Origin of the sequence: Sphingobium sp. AS12 (assembly GCF_019097845.1) — a bacterium.
GTDB lineage: Bacteria > Pseudomonadota > Alphaproteobacteria > Sphingomonadales > Sphingomonadaceae > Sphingobium.
Map to the genome: position 1 here is coordinate 114,840 of NZ_JAHRGM010000067.1, position 18,727 is coordinate 133,566.

The 18,727-nt window shown below is 63.6% G+C and carries 20 protein-coding genes; 7 read left to right on the forward strand and 13 right to left on the reverse strand.

Annotated features, from left to right (window positions below; translation table 11 throughout):
• Window positions 1-63 precede the first annotated feature (63 nt).
• The 11 genes from KRZ98_RS20360 to KRZ98_RS20405 form a co-directional block, all read right to left on the reverse strand.
• Window positions 64-1,857 (reverse strand): DUF885 family protein, encoded by a 1,794-nt coding sequence (locus KRZ98_RS20360; protein WP_217675069.1) that lies wholly within the window; start codon window positions 1,855-1,857, stop codon window positions 64-66.
• A gap of 36 nt (window positions 1,858-1,893) precedes the next feature.
• A complete protein-coding gene (locus KRZ98_RS20365) occupies window positions 1,894-2,805 on the reverse strand; it encodes a beta-1,6-N-acetylglucosaminyltransferase (RefSeq protein ID WP_217675070.1) in 912 nt (303 codons plus the stop codon).
• Window positions 2,806-3,159: 354 nt separating this feature from the next.
• Window positions 3,160-3,945: a phosphoadenylyl-sulfate reductase gene (locus KRZ98_RS20370; protein WP_217675071.1), complete on the reverse strand. Its 786-nt coding sequence runs from the start codon at window positions 3,943-3,945 to the stop codon at window positions 3,160-3,162.
• Window positions 3,938-4,378: a DUF934 domain-containing protein gene (locus KRZ98_RS20375; protein WP_217675072.1), complete on the reverse strand. Its 441-nt coding sequence runs from the start codon at window positions 4,376-4,378 to the stop codon at window positions 3,938-3,940. The genes KRZ98_RS20370 and KRZ98_RS20375 overlap by 8 nt, the downstream gene beginning before the upstream one ends.
• A gap of 1 nt (window position 4,379) precedes the next feature.
• Window positions 4,380-4,505, reverse strand: a complete 126-nt coding sequence (locus KRZ98_RS24470) for a hypothetical protein (protein WP_294131400.1) — start codon at window positions 4,503-4,505, stop codon at window positions 4,380-4,382.
• On the reverse strand, window positions 4,498-6,129 hold the full coding sequence (locus KRZ98_RS20380; RefSeq protein WP_217675073.1) for a nitrite/sulfite reductase: 1,632 nt from the start codon (window positions 6,127-6,129) through the stop codon (window positions 4,498-4,500). The genes KRZ98_RS24470 and KRZ98_RS20380 overlap by 8 nt, the downstream gene beginning before the upstream one ends.
• A 3-nt stretch (window positions 6,130-6,132) precedes the next feature.
• Window positions 6,133-6,429: a DUF2849 domain-containing protein gene (locus KRZ98_RS20385; protein ID WP_217675074.1), complete on the reverse strand. Its 297-nt coding sequence runs from the start codon at window positions 6,427-6,429 to the stop codon at window positions 6,133-6,135.
• Window positions 6,426-7,229, reverse strand: coding sequence for a uroporphyrinogen-III C-methyltransferase (cobA, locus tag KRZ98_RS20390; protein ID WP_217675075.1), 804 nt, complete (start codon window positions 7,227-7,229; stop codon window positions 6,426-6,428). Before cobA ends, KRZ98_RS20385 begins: the two co-directional genes overlap by 4 nt.
• Window positions 7,230-7,312: 83 nt before the next feature.
• Window positions 7,313-8,746, reverse strand: a complete 1,434-nt coding sequence (gene astD / locus KRZ98_RS20395; protein WP_217675076.1) for a succinylglutamate-semialdehyde dehydrogenase — start codon at window positions 8,744-8,746, stop codon at window positions 7,313-7,315.
• 41 nt (window positions 8,747-8,787) lie between these two features.
• A complete protein-coding gene (locus tag KRZ98_RS20400) occupies window positions 8,788-9,057 on the reverse strand; it encodes a hypothetical protein (RefSeq protein WP_217675077.1) in 270 nt (89 codons plus the stop codon).
• A gap of 10 nt (window positions 9,058-9,067) precedes the next feature.
• On the reverse strand, window positions 9,068-10,465 hold the full coding sequence (locus KRZ98_RS20405; protein WP_217675078.1) for a protein adenylyltransferase SelO family protein: 1,398 nt from the start codon (window positions 10,463-10,465) through the stop codon (window positions 9,068-9,070).
• Window positions 10,466-10,502: 37 nt separating this feature from the next.
• Here KRZ98_RS20405 and KRZ98_RS20410 point away from each other — a divergent pair, with 37 nt between their 5' ends.
• The 6 genes from KRZ98_RS20410 (at window position 10,503) to KRZ98_RS20435 (ending at window position 15,313) form a co-directional block, all read left to right on the forward strand.
• A complete protein-coding gene (locus KRZ98_RS20410) occupies window positions 10,503-11,372 on the forward strand; it encodes an alpha/beta fold hydrolase (protein ID WP_217675079.1) in 870 nt (289 codons plus the stop codon).
• Entirely contained in the window at window positions 11,365-12,498 is a 1,134-nt protein-coding gene (locus KRZ98_RS20415) for a glycosyltransferase family 4 protein (RefSeq protein ID WP_217675080.1), read from the forward strand. The genes KRZ98_RS20410 and KRZ98_RS20415 overlap by 8 nt, the downstream gene beginning before the upstream one ends.
• 93 nt (window positions 12,499-12,591) lie before the next feature.
• Window positions 12,592-13,995, forward strand: coding sequence for a nitronate monooxygenase family protein (locus KRZ98_RS20420; protein ID WP_217675184.1), 1,404 nt, complete (start codon window positions 12,592-12,594; stop codon window positions 13,993-13,995).
• Window positions 13,995-14,207 (forward strand): DUF2093 domain-containing protein, encoded by a 213-nt coding sequence (locus KRZ98_RS20425; RefSeq protein WP_006949998.1) that lies wholly within the window; start codon window positions 13,995-13,997, stop codon window positions 14,205-14,207. Before KRZ98_RS20420 ends, KRZ98_RS20425 begins: the two co-directional genes overlap by 1 nt.
• Before the next feature lie 364 nt (window positions 14,208-14,571).
• A complete protein-coding gene (locus tag KRZ98_RS20430) occupies window positions 14,572-14,952 on the forward strand; it encodes a VOC family protein (RefSeq protein WP_217675081.1) in 381 nt (126 codons plus the stop codon).
• Between the two features lie 205 nt (window positions 14,953-15,157).
• Window positions 15,158-15,313: a hypothetical protein gene (locus KRZ98_RS20435; RefSeq protein WP_217675082.1), complete on the forward strand. Its 156-nt coding sequence runs from the start codon at window positions 15,158-15,160 to the stop codon at window positions 15,311-15,313.
• A 6-nt stretch (window positions 15,314-15,319) separates the two neighbouring features.
• On the opposite strand, the gene astD (KRZ98_RS20440) is transcribed toward KRZ98_RS20435, so the two are convergent.
• Both astD (KRZ98_RS20440) and KRZ98_RS20445 read right to left on the reverse strand, forming a co-directional pair.
• Window positions 15,320-16,720, reverse strand: a complete 1,401-nt coding sequence (astD, locus tag KRZ98_RS20440) for a succinylglutamate-semialdehyde dehydrogenase (RefSeq protein ID WP_254798748.1) — start codon at window positions 16,718-16,720, stop codon at window positions 15,320-15,322.
• Between the two features lie 2 nt (window positions 16,721-16,722).
• Complete coding sequence (locus KRZ98_RS20445; protein ID WP_217675084.1) at window positions 16,723-17,739, reverse strand: DUF1338 family protein; 1,017 nt, start codon at window positions 17,737-17,739, stop codon at window positions 16,723-16,725.
• An 86-nt stretch (window positions 17,740-17,825) separates the two neighbouring features.
• On the opposite strand from KRZ98_RS20445, the gene KRZ98_RS20450 reads away from it, so the two are divergent.
• Entirely contained in the window at window positions 17,826-18,725 is a 900-nt protein-coding gene (locus tag KRZ98_RS20450; RefSeq protein ID WP_217675085.1) for a LysR substrate-binding domain-containing protein, read from the forward strand.
• Window positions 18,726-18,727 lie beyond the last annotated feature (2 nt).

Sequence of the window (18,727 nt, forward strand, 5' to 3'; positions counted from 1 at the left end):
GCTGATACGCCATCCCCCTCCGTCGGGCTGCGCCCGCCACCTCCCCGTGCCGGGGAGGATTATTCAGCCCTTCGCCCTCGCCGCAACCCTTGCCTCCAGCATCGACAGCGGCATCGCGCCTTCCTCAAGAATGGCGTGGAACTGCTTGATATCGAAGCGATCGCCCATCGCGGCTTGGGCTGCGGCGCGCGCCTTGCTCCATACGCCATGGCCGACCTTGTAGCTGGTCGCCTGACCCGGCTGGGTACAGTAACGCTCCACTTCACGCTGGCAACGCGCCTGAGTGAAGCCCGTCTTTTCAACCATATAGGCCGTGGCCTTCTCACGGCTCCATTGCTTTGAGTGAATGCCGGTATCGACCACCAGCCGCGCTGCGCGGAACAGGAAGGATTGGAGATATCCTGCCCGGTCGAGCGGCGTCGCATAGCCCTTCAGCTCGTCCGACAGCTGTTCGGCATAGAGCGCCCAGCCTTCGCTATAGGCGCTCATGAAGGCGGTCTTGCGTAGCATGGGGATGTCGCCCGCCGTTTGTGCGGTCGAAATCTGGAGGTGATGTCCCGGTACGCCTTCGTGATAGTTGAGCGCGGGCAGCGTATATTTGGGCCAGTCGGCAATCGCCTTCAAATTGATGAAGAAGATCGCCGGGCGCGACCCGTCTAGCGCCGCGCGATTATAATAGCCGTTCGACGCGCCATCCTGAATCTCGACCGGCACCGCGCGGATTTCCAGCGGGGTGTCGGGGATGGTCGCAAAGGCCTGCGGCAATTTCGCCTGCATCAGCTTGGCTTCGGCATTGAGCGCGGCGATCAGGTCGGCGCGCCCCTGCGCCGTGTCAGGATAGACTTGCGACGGATCGGCGTTCAGCGCCGCCAGACGTTCGCCGATCGTCCCCTTGGTATAGCCCGCGCCTTGCAGGATCGTGTCGAGCTGCGCGCTGATGTCTGCAACCTGCTCCACCCCCATGGCGTGAATGTCCGCCGCCGACAGGTCAGTGGTGGTCGCGCTCTTGAGCGCGGCGGCATAAATTTCCTCGCCGCGCGGAGTACGCCATACGCCATCGCCCGCCGCCGTCTTGCCGCGCAGTCCCTCGATCATCGCGATCTGCGCGTCGAGCGCGGGGTAGATGCTTTTCTCCACGATTGCCGCAGCCGGACCCTGCCAGTCGCCTGTAATCCCCTTGGCCGCCGCGCGCTTGACCAGCGACTGGACCAGGCTGCTGCTGGCGGCAGGCTGATCGCGCAGCTTCTTCATCTGCCCCAGCGTCAGATCGAGCGACCAGCCGGGCGCCAGATAGCCGCGCGCCGCCTCGTCCCGCTGCATCGCGCTATCGGTGCGCAGGTTGCGGGCGAACGCCTCCAGCCGCGCGAGATAGGCGTCGCCGTCCGCCGCCACATTGATGGTGTGGGCGGTGTTCAGGAAATCGGGCGTCGAAAAATAGCTGCCGCCCTGCTGGAAAATACGATAGGGCCGTACTGCGCTGTTCAGGCCAAATGTCGCCGGGGCGACCGTCTGCTGTCCAAGCGAATAGAGGATGACGTCAAGGTTCAGCCGCTGCGGAGCGGACAGGCTGGCGGACGTAAATCCCTCCAGTTCCTTGATCGCTGCCTGCGTCGCGGCCAGCCGCTTCATCATCGCCGACTTGCTATTGTCGTCCAGCTGGCTCTTGGCCCCAGCCCGCGCGCCCTTGTCCAGACCCAGGCTGGTGACGAAGCTGGGCGAGAGGTCCAGTTGCCGCTCGAAAATGGCGGTGAACGCCGCCGACAGCCGCGCATCATCGCTGCCCTGCGCGAAAGCGCGGGGGGCAGCGACGGCGATGGCAACGGCGCCGGAGGACAGCAGAAAATCACGACGGTCCATGGCAGGGACTCCCTTATCTTTGAATAAGGGAGACTCTTAAGCCGCTGATGCGATCCGTCCAGAGGCTTGTAATATTGTTACGTGCGGTTCGGCCTGCTTGGGCAGCACCGTGGTGGCGGGCGTCAGCAGATGCGCCTCCAGCAAGTCGAGGATATGGCTGTCCTCCTGCGCATCGAACTTGCGCGCGAACAGGTCCGGGCTGAGCGTCAGCCGCAGCGCGTCGCGCGTTACGAACGTCCGGGGGCGCAGCTTGATGTCGCCATCGGGAATCCAGTCGATCGTGCGCAGATCGTCATTGACCTGTTTGTCAGGGACAAAGGCGTTCATCATCACCGTCTGGAAAAAGCCTTCGTCAGCAATCAGCGTGCGGCGGTAGAAATTCTTGAATTTCAGCGCGGCGGGGTCGCTACAGACAAAGGCGCAGAAATCGCGGGTGACCGCCTTCCACTGGGTGCCGATATAGGGGGTGATCCCGGCCATGCGACGGCGCGGGATGCCGGTGCGCACGATGCGGTTGAACGCTTCGATGAAATAATGGCTCAGCCGGTTCATCGTGTCGGGGCGGATCGCCTGTTGCGGGACGGCGCGGATAAATTCGGTGCCGTCATGCGCGGCCAGATAGTCGGCGATATAGGCTTGTGATTTCAGGGGGAAATCCTGCCCGCTCAAATTGATGAAATAGCGCCAGTCCGCGCCCATCTCCAGCAATTTGGCCATGCCGCGCAGTTCGGCATCGACCAGACTATATCCGCCCCACAACATCTTGCGCGAGGGCAGCATAGCGACATTGGCATAGGGCTTCAGGAATGCGGCAACATCCGCCTGCATCGTGGCACCCGACCGATGATCGACATGGATCAGATAATGATTGCCCGGCACATAGATGGCGCGGAACATCCGCTTGAACTGTTCGGGGAAGCGGTGGACGAGGATGAGATAGGCGATCATGCGGGGCACACTCCATCAGGCGCGCATCGGTCGGGTGACCGATGCGGTGCAGGTGTTTCCAGCCTTTTGGAAAATCATCGAAGCGACAGGTTCGACCGGCATAGGGGGGTCAGGTCGAAGCGAGGCCGCCCCGTCCATATGCCGAGAATGGCATATGGGGATGATGCACCGCGATTCTTAGGGGTGCGCGTAAATGAGGGAGAGCATCCCCCCGAACCCCTCTCCAGCGCCGGACGTTATTCACTTCCTCCGTTCGTTTCGAGCGAAGTCGAGAAACTGCGGGCGACCGTTCTCGACTTCGCTCGAAACGAACGGAGGTTGAGGCTCAATCTGAAGTAAGGCTAATCCAGACGATCAGAATACCGGCATGTTCGCGGGATCTTCCGGGTCCACTACCGGGATCGGCGTGACGGGCGAGTGGATGCCGCATTCCACCTTGTCCCAGCCACGCCAGCGGCCCGCGCGCGGATCCTCGCCCGGCTGCACCTTGGACGTGCAGGGTTCGCAGCCGATCGACAGATAGCCCTGGGCCTCCAGCGGATGGCGGGGCAGGGCGTGCTGCGCGAAATAGGCCTCCAGATCATCCTTGGTCCAGTCGCCCAGCGGATTGATCTTGAGCCGCCCATCCTCAACCTCGAAGCGGGGCAGGTTCTGCCGCGTGATCGACTGGAACGCCTTGCGCCCGGAAATCCAGGCGTCGAGGCCATCCTTGGCGCGTTTCAACGGCTCGACCTTGCGAATGTCGCAGCAGCCATCGGGATCATAGGACCAGCGCAGGCCGGTCTCGTCTTTCTTCGCGATCACTTCGGCGATCGGCGTCACGGTGCGGCTGTCGGTAAAGCCGAAAGCGTCGATCAGCGTGTCGCGATAGGTCAAGGTTTCGGCGAACATCTTGAGCGTATCGACGAAGATCACCGGCACGGTCGGGTCCGCCTGCGCCACCAGATGCAGCAACACTGCGCTTTCGGTGCCGAAGGAGGATACGACCGCGACATTCCCCGCCAGCCCTTCGGCAAAGACAGTCTTGAGCATGTCCAGCGTGCCCACATCTTCAAACCGCGCGTTGAGCGCGTCCGCGTCACCCTGCGTAAAGGCGGGGCGGGCGTCGATGATGTCGAGCGTGCGGGCGGCTTCAGCCATTTTGTGTCTCCGGGTGCCGCTTGGCCCAAATGGGCGCGCGGCCATCGATCGTCTTTTGATAGACGTCGTCATAACGATTGAGCGCGCGATCGACGGCGGCATCGTCCAGCGCCCTGGCGGGATGGAAGCTGTCAAAGCCACAGCGGCGCATGGCCACGATCTGGTCGACCAGCACGTCGCCCACCGCGCGCAATTCGCCGGTATAGCCGGCCTCCCGCACGATCCGCGCTGCTGAATAGCCGCGCCCGTCGCCAAAACCGGGAAAATTTACCTCGATCAGCGAGATGCGATCCAGATGGGGCAGCAATTCGCGCGCATCCTCGCCCGGTTCGATGCGGACGGCGGTGGCGTTGGACTGGCCGGTGAAGGATTCGACGGTGACCGCAGGTTCCTGCGTGGATTCGCCGTCGCGGAAGGAGAGAAATTCAACCATCTTACAATTCCCGTTCGGGCTGAGCGAAGTCGAAGCCTTTGCCAGAGCGAAGCGAAGGCGCTTCACTACGTTCAGCGGAACCCTTCGACAGGCTCAGGGCGAACGGCTGTTGTGTATAATCAACCATAGATCGCCTCCTTAAAGGGCTTCATGCCGATGCGGCGATAGGTGTCGAGGAAGCGTTCGCCGCTTTCCCGCTCGGCGAGATAAATGTCGGTGACCTTCTCGATCGCATCGACCACGCCATCTTCGGAAAAGCCCGGCCCAGTGATCTGGCCCAGCGAGGCATCTTCCGCGCCCGATCCGCCCAGCAGCAGCTGGAAATTTTCCACGCCGCGCCGGTCCACGCCCAAAATGCCGATATGCCCGGCATGATGATGGCCGCAGGCATTGATGCAACCCGATATCTTGAGCTTCAGTTCGCCAATCTCCGCCTGTCGCTCCGCCGCGGCAAAACGGGCCGCGATCTTCTGCGCCAGCGGGATCGACCGCGCATTGGCGAGCGCGCAATAGTCGAGGCCGGGGCAGGCGATGATGTCGGTGATGAGGTCCAGATTGGCCTCCGCCAGCCCCGCCGCGACCAGCTTCTGCCAGATGGCGTAAAGGTCCGCCTTCTTCACATGCGGCAGCACCAGATTTTGCGCGTGGGTGACGCGCAGTTCGTCGAAGGAATAGGCTTCGGCCAGGTCCGCGACCAGGCCGATCTGTTCCGCAGACGCATCGCCGGGGATGCCGTCAATCGGCTTCAGGCTGATGTTGACGATCGCATAGCCGGGCGCCTTGTGCGCCGCGACCTGCCGGTCCACCCACAGCGCAAAGGCGGGGTTGCTGCGGTCGATATCGTCGCTCAAGCCGCTTTCATAAGCGGGCGCGGCGAAGAAGGCGCGGATGCGGGCGAGTTCCTCGACCGGCGGATTGAGGCCCAGTTCACGCATATGCGCAAACTCTTCCTCGACCTGCCGCTTATATTCCTCGACGCCGATTTCATGGACCAGTATCTTGATCCGCGCCTTATATTTATTGTCGCGGCGACCATAGCGATTATAGACGCGCAGGCAGGCTTCCAGATAAGAGATGATCTCATCTTCAGCGATGAAGTCCCTGATAAGCGGCGCAACCATTGGCGTGCGCCCCATGCCGCCACCGGCATAGACTTCCGCGCCGACGACACCGTCCCGCTCGACCAGTTTCAGGCCGATGTCATGCAGCCGCATCGCCGCGCGATCATCGTCGGACGCGATCACCGCAATCTTGAACTTGCGCGGAAGATAGGTGAATTCCGGGTGGAAGCTCGACCATTGGCGCAGCAATTCGGCCCAGGGGCGGGGGTCCGCCACCTCGTCGGCACTGACACCGGCATATTGGTCGGAGCTGATGTTGCGGATGCAATTGCCCGACGTCTGGATGGCGTGCATCTCCACCGTCGCCAGTTCGGCGAGAATGTCGGGCGCATCGGCCAGCTTGATCCAGTTATATTGCAGGTTCTGGCGCGTGGTGAAGTGGCCATAGCCCTTGTCATATTTGCCCGCAATTTCGCCCAGCTTGCGCATCTGCTTGCCGCTTAGCGTGCCATAGGGAATGGCAACGCGCAGCATATAGGCGTGGAGTTGCAGATAGAGGCCGTTCATCAGCCGCAGCGGCTTGAACTGGTCCTCGGTCAGCGCGCCGGTCAGGCGGCGCTGGGTCTGGTCGCGAAATTCCTCGACGCGGGCGTCGACGATGGCCTGGTCATAGCTGTCATAACGATACATGGTTCAGATCACCCACTTGCCGATGTCGGCTTCGGTTGGTTGTTCGATCAGGTCGGGGCGCACGGTCGGGCCGAACGCGCGGATGCGGTCCTTGATATGGGCCGGCCGCACGCCATCCTCGCCAAGGGTCGCGTCGATCACATAGGCTCCCACGACCCGCAAAGCGGCTTCTTCGGCGCGCGCCAGATCATCGCCATGCGCGCCGACATCGGCAGCATCGCTCACCTGGCGCGACCAGCCATCGCCCGCCCACCAGATGACGTCGCCCGATGCCAGATCATTACCCGTCAATATCTTCACGAACGCATCTCCGCCCCATAGTCCTGTCTTTGCGCCCATCCCGCCAGCACGTCCTGTGCCAGCGCATAGCGCGCTACCTCTCCCACAACGATCAGCGCCGGGCTGACCACCGCCTCACGCGCCACCATGTCGCCAAGGTCGGCGAGCAGGGTGCGCAGCGTCCGCATATCCGCCCGCGTGCCATTTTCCAGCACCGCGACCGGCAAGGCAGGCGACACGCCGTCGGCGATCAGCTTGTCGGCAATCTGCGCCGCCGTTGCCACGCCCATATAGATGACCAGCGTGCGGCCATGGCCCGCCAGGCCAGACCAGTCCTGATCGCGTAGCCCCTTGCACTGGCCCGCCACGAAGGTGACCGCGCTCGATGCATCCCGATGGGTCAGCGGCAGTTGTGCCTGCGCCGCCGCGCCGATGGCGGCGCTGACGCCCGGCACGATTTCCACCGGAACGCCCGCCGCGCGGCACGCTTCCATTTCCTCGCCGCCGCGTCCGAAAATGAACGGATCGCCGCCCTTCAGCCGCACGACAGACTCGCCCGCCAGCGCAAAGCGCACCAGCAGCGCATTGATCGCCTCCTGCGGCATCGAATGGCGGCTGCGCTGCTTGGCGACGCTGATCAACTCCGCGTCTGGCGATGCCAGCGCGAGAATCTCGTCCGACACCAGCCCGTCATGCACGATCAGCCGCGCGTCGCGGATCAGCCGCACCGCCTTGATCGTCAGCAGTTCCGGGTCGCCCGGCCCCGCGCCGACCAGATGGACGGTGGCGGGTACAACAGGATCAGATACAGGGTCAGCCATGATTGGCATGTGGACAAGGTGCAGGCGAAGTTCAATTCAGAATGGGTATGCCGGGGATTAGGAAATCTTGTCGGGACAGGGCGTCAATCGCCCATCGCGCTGATATCAATGTCCTTCAGCCCGACGCCGATCGACGCGCGCGGCTGCTCGATTTCCGCCGACACCACCGGATAGGCGCAATAATCGGCGGCATAATAGGCGCTTGGCCGGTGATTGCCGGAAATGCCGACGCCCCCGAACGGCGCGGAGGAGGATGCGCCATTGGTTGGCCGGTTCCAGTTGATCACCCCCGCGCGGACATTGGCCCAGAACTGGTTATACTGGTCGGGCGTCCCGCCGATCAGCGAGGCGGACAGGCCATAGCGCGTATTGTTCGCCTCCGCGATCGCATCGCCAAATTCAGCGACGCGGATGACCTGGAGCAACGGCCCGAACAGTTCGACATCGGGCCGTTCCGTCATGGCGGTCACGTCGATGATCGCGGGGCTGACGAAGGGCAGGCCCTTTTTGGGCCGCACCATATGCTTGATCGGCTTGCCGCCATTGCTCATCAGCCACAGGAAACTCTCGGTCAGCCCATCAGCGGTCGGATTGTCGATCACCGGACCCATATAGGGCGTGGGGTCGGCATGGGGATGGTCGACGATCAGCCGGTCGGCCAGCTTCTTGACCTCCGCGATGAAGGCGTCGGCGATGCTGTCTTTCACGATCAGGCGGCTGGCCGCGGTGCAGCGCTGCCCGCTCGACAGGAAGGCGGACTGCACCACCAGCACGGCGGCGGCGTTGATTTCGGGCGTATCCCACACGACGATGGGGTTGTTGCCGCCCATTTCCAGCGCCAATATCTTGGATGGCTGCGCGGCAAATTGCCGGTTGATCGCAAGGCCGGTCTGCGCCGATCCGGTGAACAAGATACCGCCGACATCGGGATGCGCCGCCAGCGCCTTGCCCGCGTCCGGCCCGCCCAGCAGCAGCCGCATCGCCTCGATCGGCACGCCAGCCTCATGATAGAGCTTCACCAGCATTTCCCCCACGGCAGGCGTTTTCTCCGACGGCTTGAACACCACGGCGTTGCCCGCCAGCAGGGCCGGGACGATATGACCATTGGGCAGATGGGCAGGGAAATTATATGGACCCAGCACCGCCATCACGCCATGGGGCTTGTGCCGTACCGATTGCCGCGCGCCCAGCGCCGCCTCCAGCCGCCTTTGCCCGGTGCGCTCGGAATAGGCCGCGACCGAAATATCCACCTTGGACATCACGCCCGCCACTTCGGCATGGGCGTCCCACAACGGCTTGCCGGTCTCGCGCGCGATCAGGTCCGCCAGCGCATCCTCGTTCCGCCGCACGACATTGACGAAGCGCCGCAGCGTCTCGATCCGGTACGCGATCGGTTGCGCCGCCCAGCGCGGCCACGCTGCCCGCGCCCGTGCAACCTCCGCCTCCACATCCCCCGCCTCGCCCTGCCAGAGCAGGACGCCGGTGGCGGGTTCATGGGATGTAAGTGACGCAACCATTTGGAATAATCTATGGCAGGAATTGGTTAACGAAACAGCTATCAATCAATATCATGCCGTTCAATGGTATCCGTCCGCAGTCGGTCCGCGACATAATCCGCCAATCGCCCCAAGCCTATCGCAAGCAAGCCGGTCCCGGCAATCAAGCCGATGAGCTTTGGAAGCCAAAGGCTTCTCGCCGCTGCGCATCCTGCGCTGTCGGAAGGCAGGCATTCTCCGAAGGCGTAGACAAATATCACCGGCAGTGACAGCAGGGTCACAATCTCGATGACCCAGCGGCCGACCGTCTTTTTCCGCTTGGGCTGATTCATTGACCCGTTCCTACCGCAAGGATGGCGCATGGCCGAGCGCCGCCCCCATCCGCCTTACCGCCGCGACCTTCGCGTACAGCGGCCCCCAATCATCCCCCTCCGCAATCGCGGCCCAGATCGCCTCCACCTCGTCAATATGCATGGAGCAGGGCGCTTCGTCCGCCCAATAGTCATGGTCCCGCGCGCCCGGCACAGCCTCAAACCCCGCCACAGCATCCCGAAACGCGCCCCAGGCCGCGTCGCTATAATTCGCGCCTTCGCGCTGAACCCCGCCGCGCCAGTCATGGAAGAAGCGGTCGATCCCGGTCCCGGTCGTCACCATGCCCCGCACCGCCGCCTCGACCATCGCGTTGACGCCGTCCCCCGGCACTACCCCCAGCCGCCAGCAAAAGCGCCGCGCCATAGCCTCGCCGTATAAAGCGGGAAACCGCTCCAGCTCCGCGATCAGCGGCTCGGCCTCGACCAGCGCCCGCAGCGACACCGCGAGTTGTGCGACGTCCCAATGGATCGCCTCGGCCTGTCGCCCGAAGGCATAGAGGCCCTGATGGTCAAAATAGGCGGCGGTAAAGCCTGCGTCCCACAAAGGCGTGAAGCGCCATGGGCCATAGTCGAAACTCTCGCCGGTCACGTTGATATTGTCGCTGTTCAGCACGCCATGCACAAACCCGGCGATCATATAGCTGGCCGCCAGGTCGGCGGTCCGCTCGACCACCCGGCCAAGCAACTGCGCAGGCGGATTGTCGCCCGGTTCCTCGCTATAAAGCCGCATTAGCGCATAGTCGGTCAGCCGCTCCAGCAGCGCCTTGTCCTCATGAAAGGCCGCCCGCTGGAAGGAGCCGATGCGGATATGCGAATGGGACAGACGGACCATCGCCGCTCCGCGCGTGGGTGATGGTTCGTCATTACGCTCCAGCGCCTCGCCCGTCTCGACGATCGAGAAGGTGCGCGACGTCGGCACGCCCAGCGCCTCCAGCATTTCGGTCGCCAATATCTCCCGCACCCCGCCTTTCAGCGTCAGCCGCCCGTCGCCAAAGCGGCTATAGGGCGTCTGGCCGCTGCCCTTAGTGCCCAGGTCCATCAGGCGCCCCGCATCGTCGCGCAGCTGCGCGAACAGGAATCCGCGCCCGTCGCCAATGTCGGGATTATAATGGCGGAACTGGTGGCCATGATATTTCAGCGCCAGCGGCCGGGGCAGTGACCCGTCGAGCGGCGCGAACCGCCCGAAATGCGCGATCCATTGGTCATCGCTCAGCGCGTCCAGCCCCACCGTGGCCGCCGCCCGGTCGTTGCGGAAGCGCAGGATCGTCTGAGGAAAGTCCGCCGCGCTCACCGGATCGGCGATGTCGGGCATCAGCGCATCGATTTCGCTGGCGGGGCTGTATTTGGCGGCTTGCGGGATATGGCTCATAAGGCGATATGGGGGAGCGACACCTGAAGGATCAAGCTTGGTCGACTATAGCGACGCATATTGGTGGTCCCCCGATGGGCTGCGACTCCATTATCGGGACTATGCCGGGGGACATGATGGCCGCCCGCCGCTGTTGTGCCTGCCGGGCCTGACCCGCAATGCCCGCGATTTCGAGCCGCTGGCCGAACGGCTGGCGGGGGACTGGCGGCTGATCTGCCCGGACATGCGGGGGCGCGCGACAAGCGCCCAGGCCAAAGACCCGATGACCTATGTGCCGCTCACTTATTTGCAGGATATCAGCCGGTTACTGGCCGACCTTGCCATCACCCGTTTCGTTGCGGTCGGCACGTCATTGGGGGGCATCATCACCATGCTGGTCGCCGCGACCCATCGCGAATGGCTGGCGGGGGCGCTGCTCAATGATGTCGGCCCGGCGCTGGATGAAGCGGGCCTGGCGCGCATCCGCAGCTATGTCGGCGTCAATCAGTCGCACCCCAGCTGGGTCCATGCTGCCCGTGCGCTGGAAGATGCCAATCGCGACGTCTATCCCGCATATGGCCTGGAACAATGGCTGGCCATGGCCAAGCGCCTCTATCGCCTGAACAGCGCGGGCCGGATCGTGCTGGACTATGACATGCGCATTGCCGAACCGATCCGCGCGATGGGTAGCGAGGCGGGCGTGGATATGTGGCCGGTGATGGCGGCCTTTCGCGATATTCCAACGCTTCTGCTGCGCGGCGAACGATCCGACCTGCTGAGCGCACAGACGGCGCAGCATATGGTGGCCGACATCGGCGCAAAGGCGGAACTGGTTACGGTGCCGGGCGTCGGCCATGCCCCCGCGCTGGACGAGCCGGAAAGCATCGCTGCGATCGACCGGCTGCTCGCCCGCGTTCTGCATGGCTGACAGTCAGCCGCACATACTCCACGTCCATGGCAGCTTCACCCTGGGCGGCAAGGAAGCGCGCGCCATCCGCCTGATGAACATCTGGGGCGACAAGGCGCGCCACAGCATCGTCAGCGCTGATCGGCAAGCGCTGGGCGCCCGCACTGCGATCGACCCGGCGGTTCAGGCGGACTTCCCCGCGTCACCTCCATTTGCCGGTCGTCCGGGGGTAGGGCGCTTTCGCGATATATCTAAGTTTTTGAAAAAATACGATTTAATCCTGACCTATAATTGGGGGGCGATGGACGCTGCGATGGCGCACAGAGTGTCCAGCTCAGTGTCGGCCATGCCGCCGCTCATCCATCATGAAGATGGTTTCAACGCCGATGAGGCCGCCGGTCTCAAGCCCCAGCGCAACCTCTACCGCCGGGTCGCCCTCGGTCGCGCCAATGCGCTGGTCGTCCCCTCTGTCCGGCTGGAGGGCATCGCTCGGCAGGTCTGGAAACAGCCTGCGGCCAAAGTCCATCTGATCCGCAACGGCATCGACACTGCGCGCTATGCCGACCCGCCAGCGCCCGACGCCATTCCCGGCCTGCGCCGGTCGCCCGGCAAGCTGCTGGTCGGCACGTTGGCGGGATTGCGGCCGGTCAAGAATATCCCCCGGCTGGTCCGCACCGTCGCCGCCCACAAGGATCGGCTGCAACTGGTGGTCGTGGGGGAGGGGCCGGAGCGCGACGCCATATTGGCTGAAGCCGCGGCCCATGGTCTCGACGATCTCCACATGGCGGGCTTCATGGACCAGCCCTGGCGATTTGTCGGCCTGTTCGACATTTTCGCGCTTTCTTCCGACAGCGAACAATTCCCCATCTCGCTGGTGGAGGCGATGGCGGCGGGCGTTCCGGTCGCTTCGATGGATGTGGGCGACGTCATCAACATGGTCGCGCCGGAGAATCGCACTTTCGTTGTACCGGACGAGGCAGGCCTGGCCGCAGCACTTGGCGCGCTCGCCGCGGACCCTGACCTGCGCGCGCGGTTGGGAGCCGCCAATCGGGATCGCGCCGTCCGCGACTATGCCGAACAGGCGATGGTCGATGCTTATGCCAAGCTGTACGGCGAGGCACTGGCCAGCCCCGACATTTTGCGCTAAGGCGCGCGGAAATTCGTCAATCACTGCAAGGGCTGCTATGGGAGTGGCCTTTGCCCGGTCGGGTCCGGTGTCGCTTTTTCGCGGGAGATGTCGTTGTTCAAGGGGTTGAAGCCTATCGTCTATGGTGGCCGCGAAGTCTGGCCGCTGGTCGAGGGCGGCAAGGGCGTTGCGGTGTCCAACCATGCCAGTTCGGGCGCCTGGGCGGCGGCTGGCGGCATTGGCACGGTGTCGGCGGTCAATGCCGACAGCTATGACAGTTTCGGCAATGTCATCCCCCAAATCTATCATGGCCGCACCCGCCGCGACCGCCATGAAGAACTGGTCGCCTACGCGATTGACGGGGCGGTCGAACAGGTGAAGCGCGCCTATGAGATTGCCGGTGGCAAGGGCGCGATCAACATCAACGTCCTGTGGGAAATGGGCGGAGCGCAGCGCGTGCTTCACGGCGTGCTGGAAAGGACCAAGGGCATGGTCGCGGGCGTCACCTGCGGCGCGGGTATGCCCTACAAGCTGTCGGAAATCGCGGCCTCCTATAATGTCAGCTATCTGCCGATCGTCTCCTCCGGCCGCGCCTTCCGCGCGCTGTGGAAGCGCGCTTATTCCAAGGCGGCGGAATGGCTGGCGGCGGTGGTCTATGAAGATCCCTGGCTGGCCGGGGGCCATAATGGCCTGTCGAACGCAGAAGATCCCAAAATGCCGCAGGATCCCTATCCGCGCGTCCGCGATCTGCGGGCAACCATGCGCGAAGGCGGCATTTCGGATGATGTGCCGATCGTGATGGCGGGCGGCGTCTGGGCGCTCAAGGACTGGAACGACTGGATCGACAACCCGGAACTGGGCGCAATCGCATTCCAGTTCGGCACCCGACCGCTGCTGACGCAGGAAAGCCCGATCCCGCAGGCGTGGAAGGCGTTGCTGACTGAGCTTAACCCCGGCGACATCCTGCTCCACCGTTTTTCGCCTACCGGCTTCTATAGCTCCGCGGTGCGCAATCCCTTCCTGCGCAGCCTGGAAGCGCGTTCGGAACGGCAGATCGCGTTCAGCACCGAACAGGCGGGCGATCACACCCACCAGCTAGACGTGGGCGTGAAGGGCAAGCATTTCTGGGTCACGCTGGGCGACCTCAATCGCGCGCGCGAATGGTTCGGGCAGGGCTTTACCTCCGCTCTCAAGACGCCGGACAATACGCTGGTGTTCGTTGGCGACGAAGAGCGGGCGGTGATCCGCAAGGACCAGACCGACTGTATGGGGTGCCTTAGCCAATGCGCCTTCTCCAGCTGGATGGACAGCGAGACCAACTCGACCGGTCGCCTTGCCGATCCGCGCAGCTTCTGCATCCAGAAGGCATTGCAGGAAGCCGTCCATGGCGGCGATCTGGACCAGAATCTGGTGTTTGCCGGCCATGGCGCATACAAATTCAAGCAGGACCCTTTCTACTCCAACGGCTTTGTCCCGACCGTCAAGCAACTGGTCGACCGTATCCTGACGGGCGACTGATGGCGGACATTCAGGGGCTGGCGGTGCTGCATTATGACACGCCGCATTTCGATGTCGTGCGGCCGGGGCAGTTCGTCCTGTGCGCGGTTTCCGGTGCGCGGATCGATCTGGACGATTTGAAATATTGGAGCGCGGAATTTCAGGAGGCCTATCGCGGACCGCAGGAGGCAACCGATTCTTTCCTGCGCCATCGCGGCCCGGCATTTCGCTGATCCTGTTAAACGTGCGACCAAAGTTGGCGTTCAAGGTCGCTAAATGCGGCGTATCGCAGGCATGGGCGGCTTTGTCGCAATTTTGATGTTTCAGTTCGGTAAAAAATGATGTAATCTTTCCATAGAGGCGACAAAGATCGCCCGTGGTGGAAGGATGTTTTTGATGTCTCGTATCGACGTCTTTGGTGATCGTATTTGCATCGTGTCGAGCCTGCTGATCGTCGGCTGGTTCCTCTACAGCACGATTTTCTGACACCCTTGCGCTTTGGCGACGCGGGCCAGGCTGGCGTGACTGGCCGTTTTTGTTCGTCCGGCGCATGGCGATATTTGGCGCATCCCTGATTCCCACCAAAAAGGCAGTTTCATGTTCAGTCATGTCATGGTTGGCGCCGACGATATTGATCGCGCCAGGGTTTTTTACGACGCGCTGTTTCAGGCGATGGGCGCCAAACCTGCCTTCACCGATGACCGGGGTCGTCTAATCTACATGCATAATGGCGCGCTGTTCATGGTGACCAGGCCGATTGATGGCCAGTCCGCGAGTTGCGCCAATGGGGGTACGATCGGCTTTACGATGACCTCCCCTGAACAGGCCGACGCCTGGCACGCCGCGGGCGTTGGGGCAGGCGGCACGACCTGCGAAGACCCGCCGGGCATTCGCGAAGCCAGCTTTGGCAAACTGTATCTGGCCTATTTGCGCGATCCGTCCGGGAACAAGCTCTGCGCGTTGCACCGCGTCGGCTGAGAGCGAAGGGCGACCAAAGCCAGCGTCGCACTGCCCCCAAGCAAAGCTATTTCGACATTCCCAACTCAATCGCTAGATAAAGTCGCAAGCATCATGCTTCGCGGCTTTTGAAGGATCAGCTTGCTCCGCGTCACCAACGGCTAAAGCGCACGGTGCCAAAGCGTCCACGCCCGGTTTCGTGTTCCCTTGATGAAAGGAGAAAACGATGACCCATAAAGCTACCCGTTCCCGCCAGTCCCGCGCTGCCGAAACCGCGCGGCGCGTGACCATTCCTCACAGCAGCTGGTCGCGGATCGACCGATCACGCGGCGGCAGCGCGCTGATTGCGCCCGATGATTTCTGGGCGCGGCTGGGGCTGTAACAGCGCTCAGTCCAGCCCGTTGACCGGAACCGCCTGCACCCCGTCCGCCTCGAAACTCGCGATCGGATAGGCGCAATAATCGGCGGCGTAATAGGCGCTGGGCCGATGATTGCCCGATGCACCCAAGCCGCCGAAGGGCATGTTGCCCGCCGCGCCCGTGGTCGGCCGGTTGCGGTTGACCACGCCAGCGCGGCTTTCCTCGACCATCCGGTCCCAAAGCGCTGCGTCCTGCGAGATCAGCCCGGCGGACAGGCCAAAGGCGGTGGCGTTGGCGACCTGCATCGCTGCATCGAAATCCGGCACCCGGATCACCGACAGCAGGGGCGCGAAAATCTCCGTATCGGGACCATCCACACCGGTCATGTCGATGAGGCCGGGGGTGACGAAAGCGGCGCTGCGCCCCTCGATTGCCACAAATGGCCGGATCACTCGTGCACCGCGCGCGATCAGGTCGCTGACCGCGCGATGAGCGGCGGCGGCGGCTTGATCCGACACCAACGGTCCCATGAAGGCGTCGCTCGGCTCATTCCATGCCGCGATCGGAAGTCGCGCCGCGAGCGCATCGACGGCTGCCACCATCTGGTCGCCTACTATGCCTTCAGGCACGATCAGCCGCCTGGCGCAGGAGCAACGCTGGCCAGTGGTGATGAAGGCGGAATTGATGATGATAGAGGCCGCTTCGTCCGGGCTGTCCCAGGCGATCAGCGGATTATTGCCGCCCAGTTCCAGCGCCATGATGACATGGGGCCGGTCCACCAGCGCCCGTCGCAGGGCCGCGCCAGCGCCTGCCGATCCGGTAAAGAGCAGCCCGTCAATATCGCCCGCCACCAGCGCTTCGCCGGTGGTCCGGCCACCCTGCACGATGCCGAGCAACCCGTCGGGCAGTCCCGCCGCTGCCCAGGCGTCCGCCATCGCCGCGCCAGTGGCGGGCGCGATTTCCGATGGCTTGAACACCACAGCATTGCCCGCGATCAGGGCCGGGACGATATGACCGTTGGGTAAATGGCCGGGGAAATTATAAGGGCCGAGCACCGCCATCACGCCATGGCCGCGATGGCGCAGCATTGCCCGGCCAAAGGGCATGTCGCTAGCGCGCTCCCCGGTACGTTCGGCATGGGCGGCGATCGACATTTCGACCTTGGCGATCATCGACCCGATTTCGGCGTCGCTTTCCCAGAGCAATTTGCCTGTTTCGCGCGATATCAGTTCGGCCAGCGCCGCCCGCCGTTCGCCCAACACCTTGGCATATCGCCGCGCGATCGCGATCCGGTCCTCCACTGCCAGCGCGCGCCAGCCGGGCAGAGCAGCCCGCGCCGTCGCAATCGCCCGGTTACAAGCGGCAGCATCGGCAACCGGTCCTTCCCACACCAGTTCGCGCGAGGCAGGATCGAAGGATTGTAGCACCATGGTCATGCCCCTGCGCTGGTCATCGCGAAAATGCCGGTCGCATTGCCAGTGTCGAACGCCAGGTCCAGCCTGCCGGTCGCCGGATCAATATCCCGGCTGATAAATTCGTAGAAGGAGCCTGGCACGTCGCGCAATTCGCCATCGCCGAACAGCCGTTCCACGCTGTCGGCGCGAAAAGCGGTCTGGCGCACCCGGCCAGTCGCTGAAATCTCCAGCTTTTCCTTGACCGGCTGACCGTCCGCTTTCAGCCGGTCCGCCAGTGTGGCGACATCGGCCACACGGTCGGTCGCATGATTGAAGGCATTACCCTCGGTCGCGATCCACGCCGCTTCGTTGGAGCGGGACAGGAGCGTCTGATAATCGGCAAAGCTAGGCATATCATGCTGCCGGTCGAACGCGGCGACGATCCCCGGCAGCGCGGCGGCCGCTTCGTCCAGCGTCACTGCTTCACCGGCACCAAAACGCGCCAGCACTCTTTGCTCAGTCTCGCCCAGCGGGTCGCGCGATGTGCCGAATACCCGTGCTGCCACCGCGCCAAATTCAGCATCGAAGCGGTCGACATGCAGTTCGGACAGGAAGAATTGCGGGATCGCCTCCGGCCTGTCGACATGAACATAGGCGCGCCCGGTCATGCGCAGCCGATCGAGCGGATAGATGGCCGCCATTTGATAGCCCAGCGGCAGCAAGATGCGGGTGAAAGCATCCTCGCCGCCCTGCAACGCGCCGGTAGGGCCATGGGGCAGGCGTATCGTTCGCAAGGCACCATGGTCGAACGTCACCCGGCCGCCGCGCTCGACCGTATCGGCAACATAGGCCGCGCCGCTTTGCACCCGTTTCAGCAGGTCATCGAACAGCGCGATATTCATCGCCATCGCAAAGGCTGCGCGCGATACCGTGGGGCCATGCTCGGCCAGCAAGGCAGGGTCGATCGCCAGCGCGTTCAGCGCCTGCCGTCCCGCTGCTTCCCCCAGCGTCGCCAGCGTCAGCGCAACGACATGGCTATCATTCTCATTCGACATAGGTTGCTCCCGGTGACAGGCGCATTATCTCAGCCTATGCGGGATTTTCCAAATGGTGACCTGTCATCTGTTGATGCGAGACGCGAATGAACGACCATCGCAAATGGCTACCTTCCATGACCGCGCTTACCAGTTTCGAGGCGGCGGTGCGTCATGGCGGCTTTTCGCGTGCGGGCGAAGAGATTGGCCTCACCCAGAGCGCGGTCAGTCGCCAGATCGCGCAGCTGGAGGAGTGGGTGCAAACCCCGTTGTTCGACCGGGTGGGACGGCGCGTGCGGCTGAACGAGGCGGGTCGCGCCTATGCCGACGAACTGCTGCCCGCGCTCGACCGCATCCGCCGCGCTACCTCCCGCATGGCGACCCGGCGATCGCCCACGGCGCTAAAGATCGCGACCCTGCCCAGTTTCGGAATGCGCTGGCTCGCCCCGCGATTGCCGCATCTGAGCGCCCTGCACCCGCAACTGGTGGTGGATTTCGCCGCGCGGTCGCAGCCGTTCGATTTTGCGCAGGAGGAATTTGACGCCGCCATCCATTTCGGCACGCCGGAGGAATGGCCGGGTGCAACGATGGATTTCCTGTTTCGCGAGGAAGCGGTGCCGGTCTGCGCGCCGGGCTGGCTGTCCGCGCACCCGTTGCGGCAGCCTGCCGATCTGCTGACTGCCCCGTTGCTCAGCCAGAGTTCGCGGCGTGATGCATGGTCACGCTGGTTCGCGGCGGCAGGGGTGGAGGCGGGGACGCTGCCACCCGGTCCTGCCTTTGAACATTTCCTGATGCTGGCGCAGGCAGCAGCAGCGGGCGCAGGGGTGGCGCTGATCCCGAGCTTCCTGATCCGGCCGGAACTGGAGGCGGGGACCCTCGTCATCCCGTTCGCCCGGCCCCTGTCGAGCGACCAGGCCTATTATCTCGCCCGCCCGCTGGACGCACCGGCCCATCCGGCGCTCAGCCAGTTTCGCGACTGGATAGTGGATCAGGCCAAGGCGGCCTGATC

Excerpts from the sequence above, each read along its gene's own strand:
- KRZ98_RS20380 (WP_217675073.1), bottom strand. The coding sequence starts at position 6,129 with ATGTATCGTTATGACAGCTATGACCAGGCCATCGTCGACGCCCGCGTC.
- KRZ98_RS20425 (WP_006949998.1), top strand. The coding sequence starts at position 13,995 with ATGGCGGACATTCAGGGGCTGGCGGTGCTGCATTATGACACGCCGCAT.
- KRZ98_RS20430 (WP_217675081.1), top strand. The coding sequence starts at position 14,572 with ATGTTCAGTCATGTCATGGTTGGCGCCGACGATATTGATCGCGCCAGG.
- KRZ98_RS20400 (WP_217675077.1), bottom strand. The coding sequence starts at position 9,057 with ATGAATCAGCCCAAGCGGAAAAAGACGGTCGGCCGCTGGGTCATCGAG.
- KRZ98_RS20415 (WP_217675080.1), top strand. The coding sequence starts at position 11,365 with ATGGCTGACAGTCAGCCGCACATACTCCACGTCCATGGCAGCTTCACC.
- KRZ98_RS20370 (WP_217675071.1), bottom strand. The coding sequence starts at position 3,945 with ATGGCTGAAGCCGCCCGCACGCTCGACATCATCGACGCCCGCCCCGCC.
- KRZ98_RS20365 (WP_217675070.1), bottom strand. The coding sequence starts at position 2,805 with ATGATCGCCTATCTCATCCTCGTCCACCGCTTCCCCGAACAGTTCAAG.
- KRZ98_RS20445 (WP_217675084.1), bottom strand. The coding sequence starts at position 17,739 with ATGTCGAATGAGAATGATAGCCATGTCGTTGCGCTGACGCTGGCGACG.
- KRZ98_RS24470 (WP_294131400.1), bottom strand. The coding sequence starts at position 4,505 with ATGGTTGATTATACACAACAGCCGTTCGCCCTGAGCCTGTCGAAGGGT.
- astD (WP_217675076.1), bottom strand. The coding sequence starts at position 8,746 with ATGGTTGCGTCACTTACATCCCATGAACCCGCCACCGGCGTCCTGCTC.
- KRZ98_RS20375 (WP_217675072.1), bottom strand. The coding sequence starts at position 4,378 with ATGGTTGAATTTCTCTCCTTCCGCGACGGCGAATCCACGCAGGAACCT.
- KRZ98_RS20435 (WP_217675082.1), top strand. The coding sequence starts at position 15,158 with ATGACCCATAAAGCTACCCGTTCCCGCCAGTCCCGCGCTGCCGAAACC.
- astD (WP_254798748.1), bottom strand. The coding sequence starts at position 16,720 with ATGGTGCTACAATCCTTCGATCCTGCCTCGCGCGAACTGGTGTGGGAA.
- KRZ98_RS20450 (WP_217675085.1), top strand. The coding sequence starts at position 17,826 with ATGAACGACCATCGCAAATGGCTACCTTCCATGACCGCGCTTACCAGT.
- cobA (WP_217675075.1), bottom strand. The coding sequence starts at position 7,229 with ATGGCTGACCCTGTATCTGATCCTGTTGTACCCGCCACCGTCCATCTG.
- KRZ98_RS20360 (WP_217675069.1), bottom strand. The coding sequence starts at position 1,857 with ATGGACCGTCGTGATTTTCTGCTGTCCTCCGGCGCCGTTGCCATCGCC.
- KRZ98_RS20405 (WP_217675078.1), bottom strand. The coding sequence starts at position 10,465 with ATGAGCCATATCCCGCAAGCCGCCAAATACAGCCCCGCCAGCGAAATC.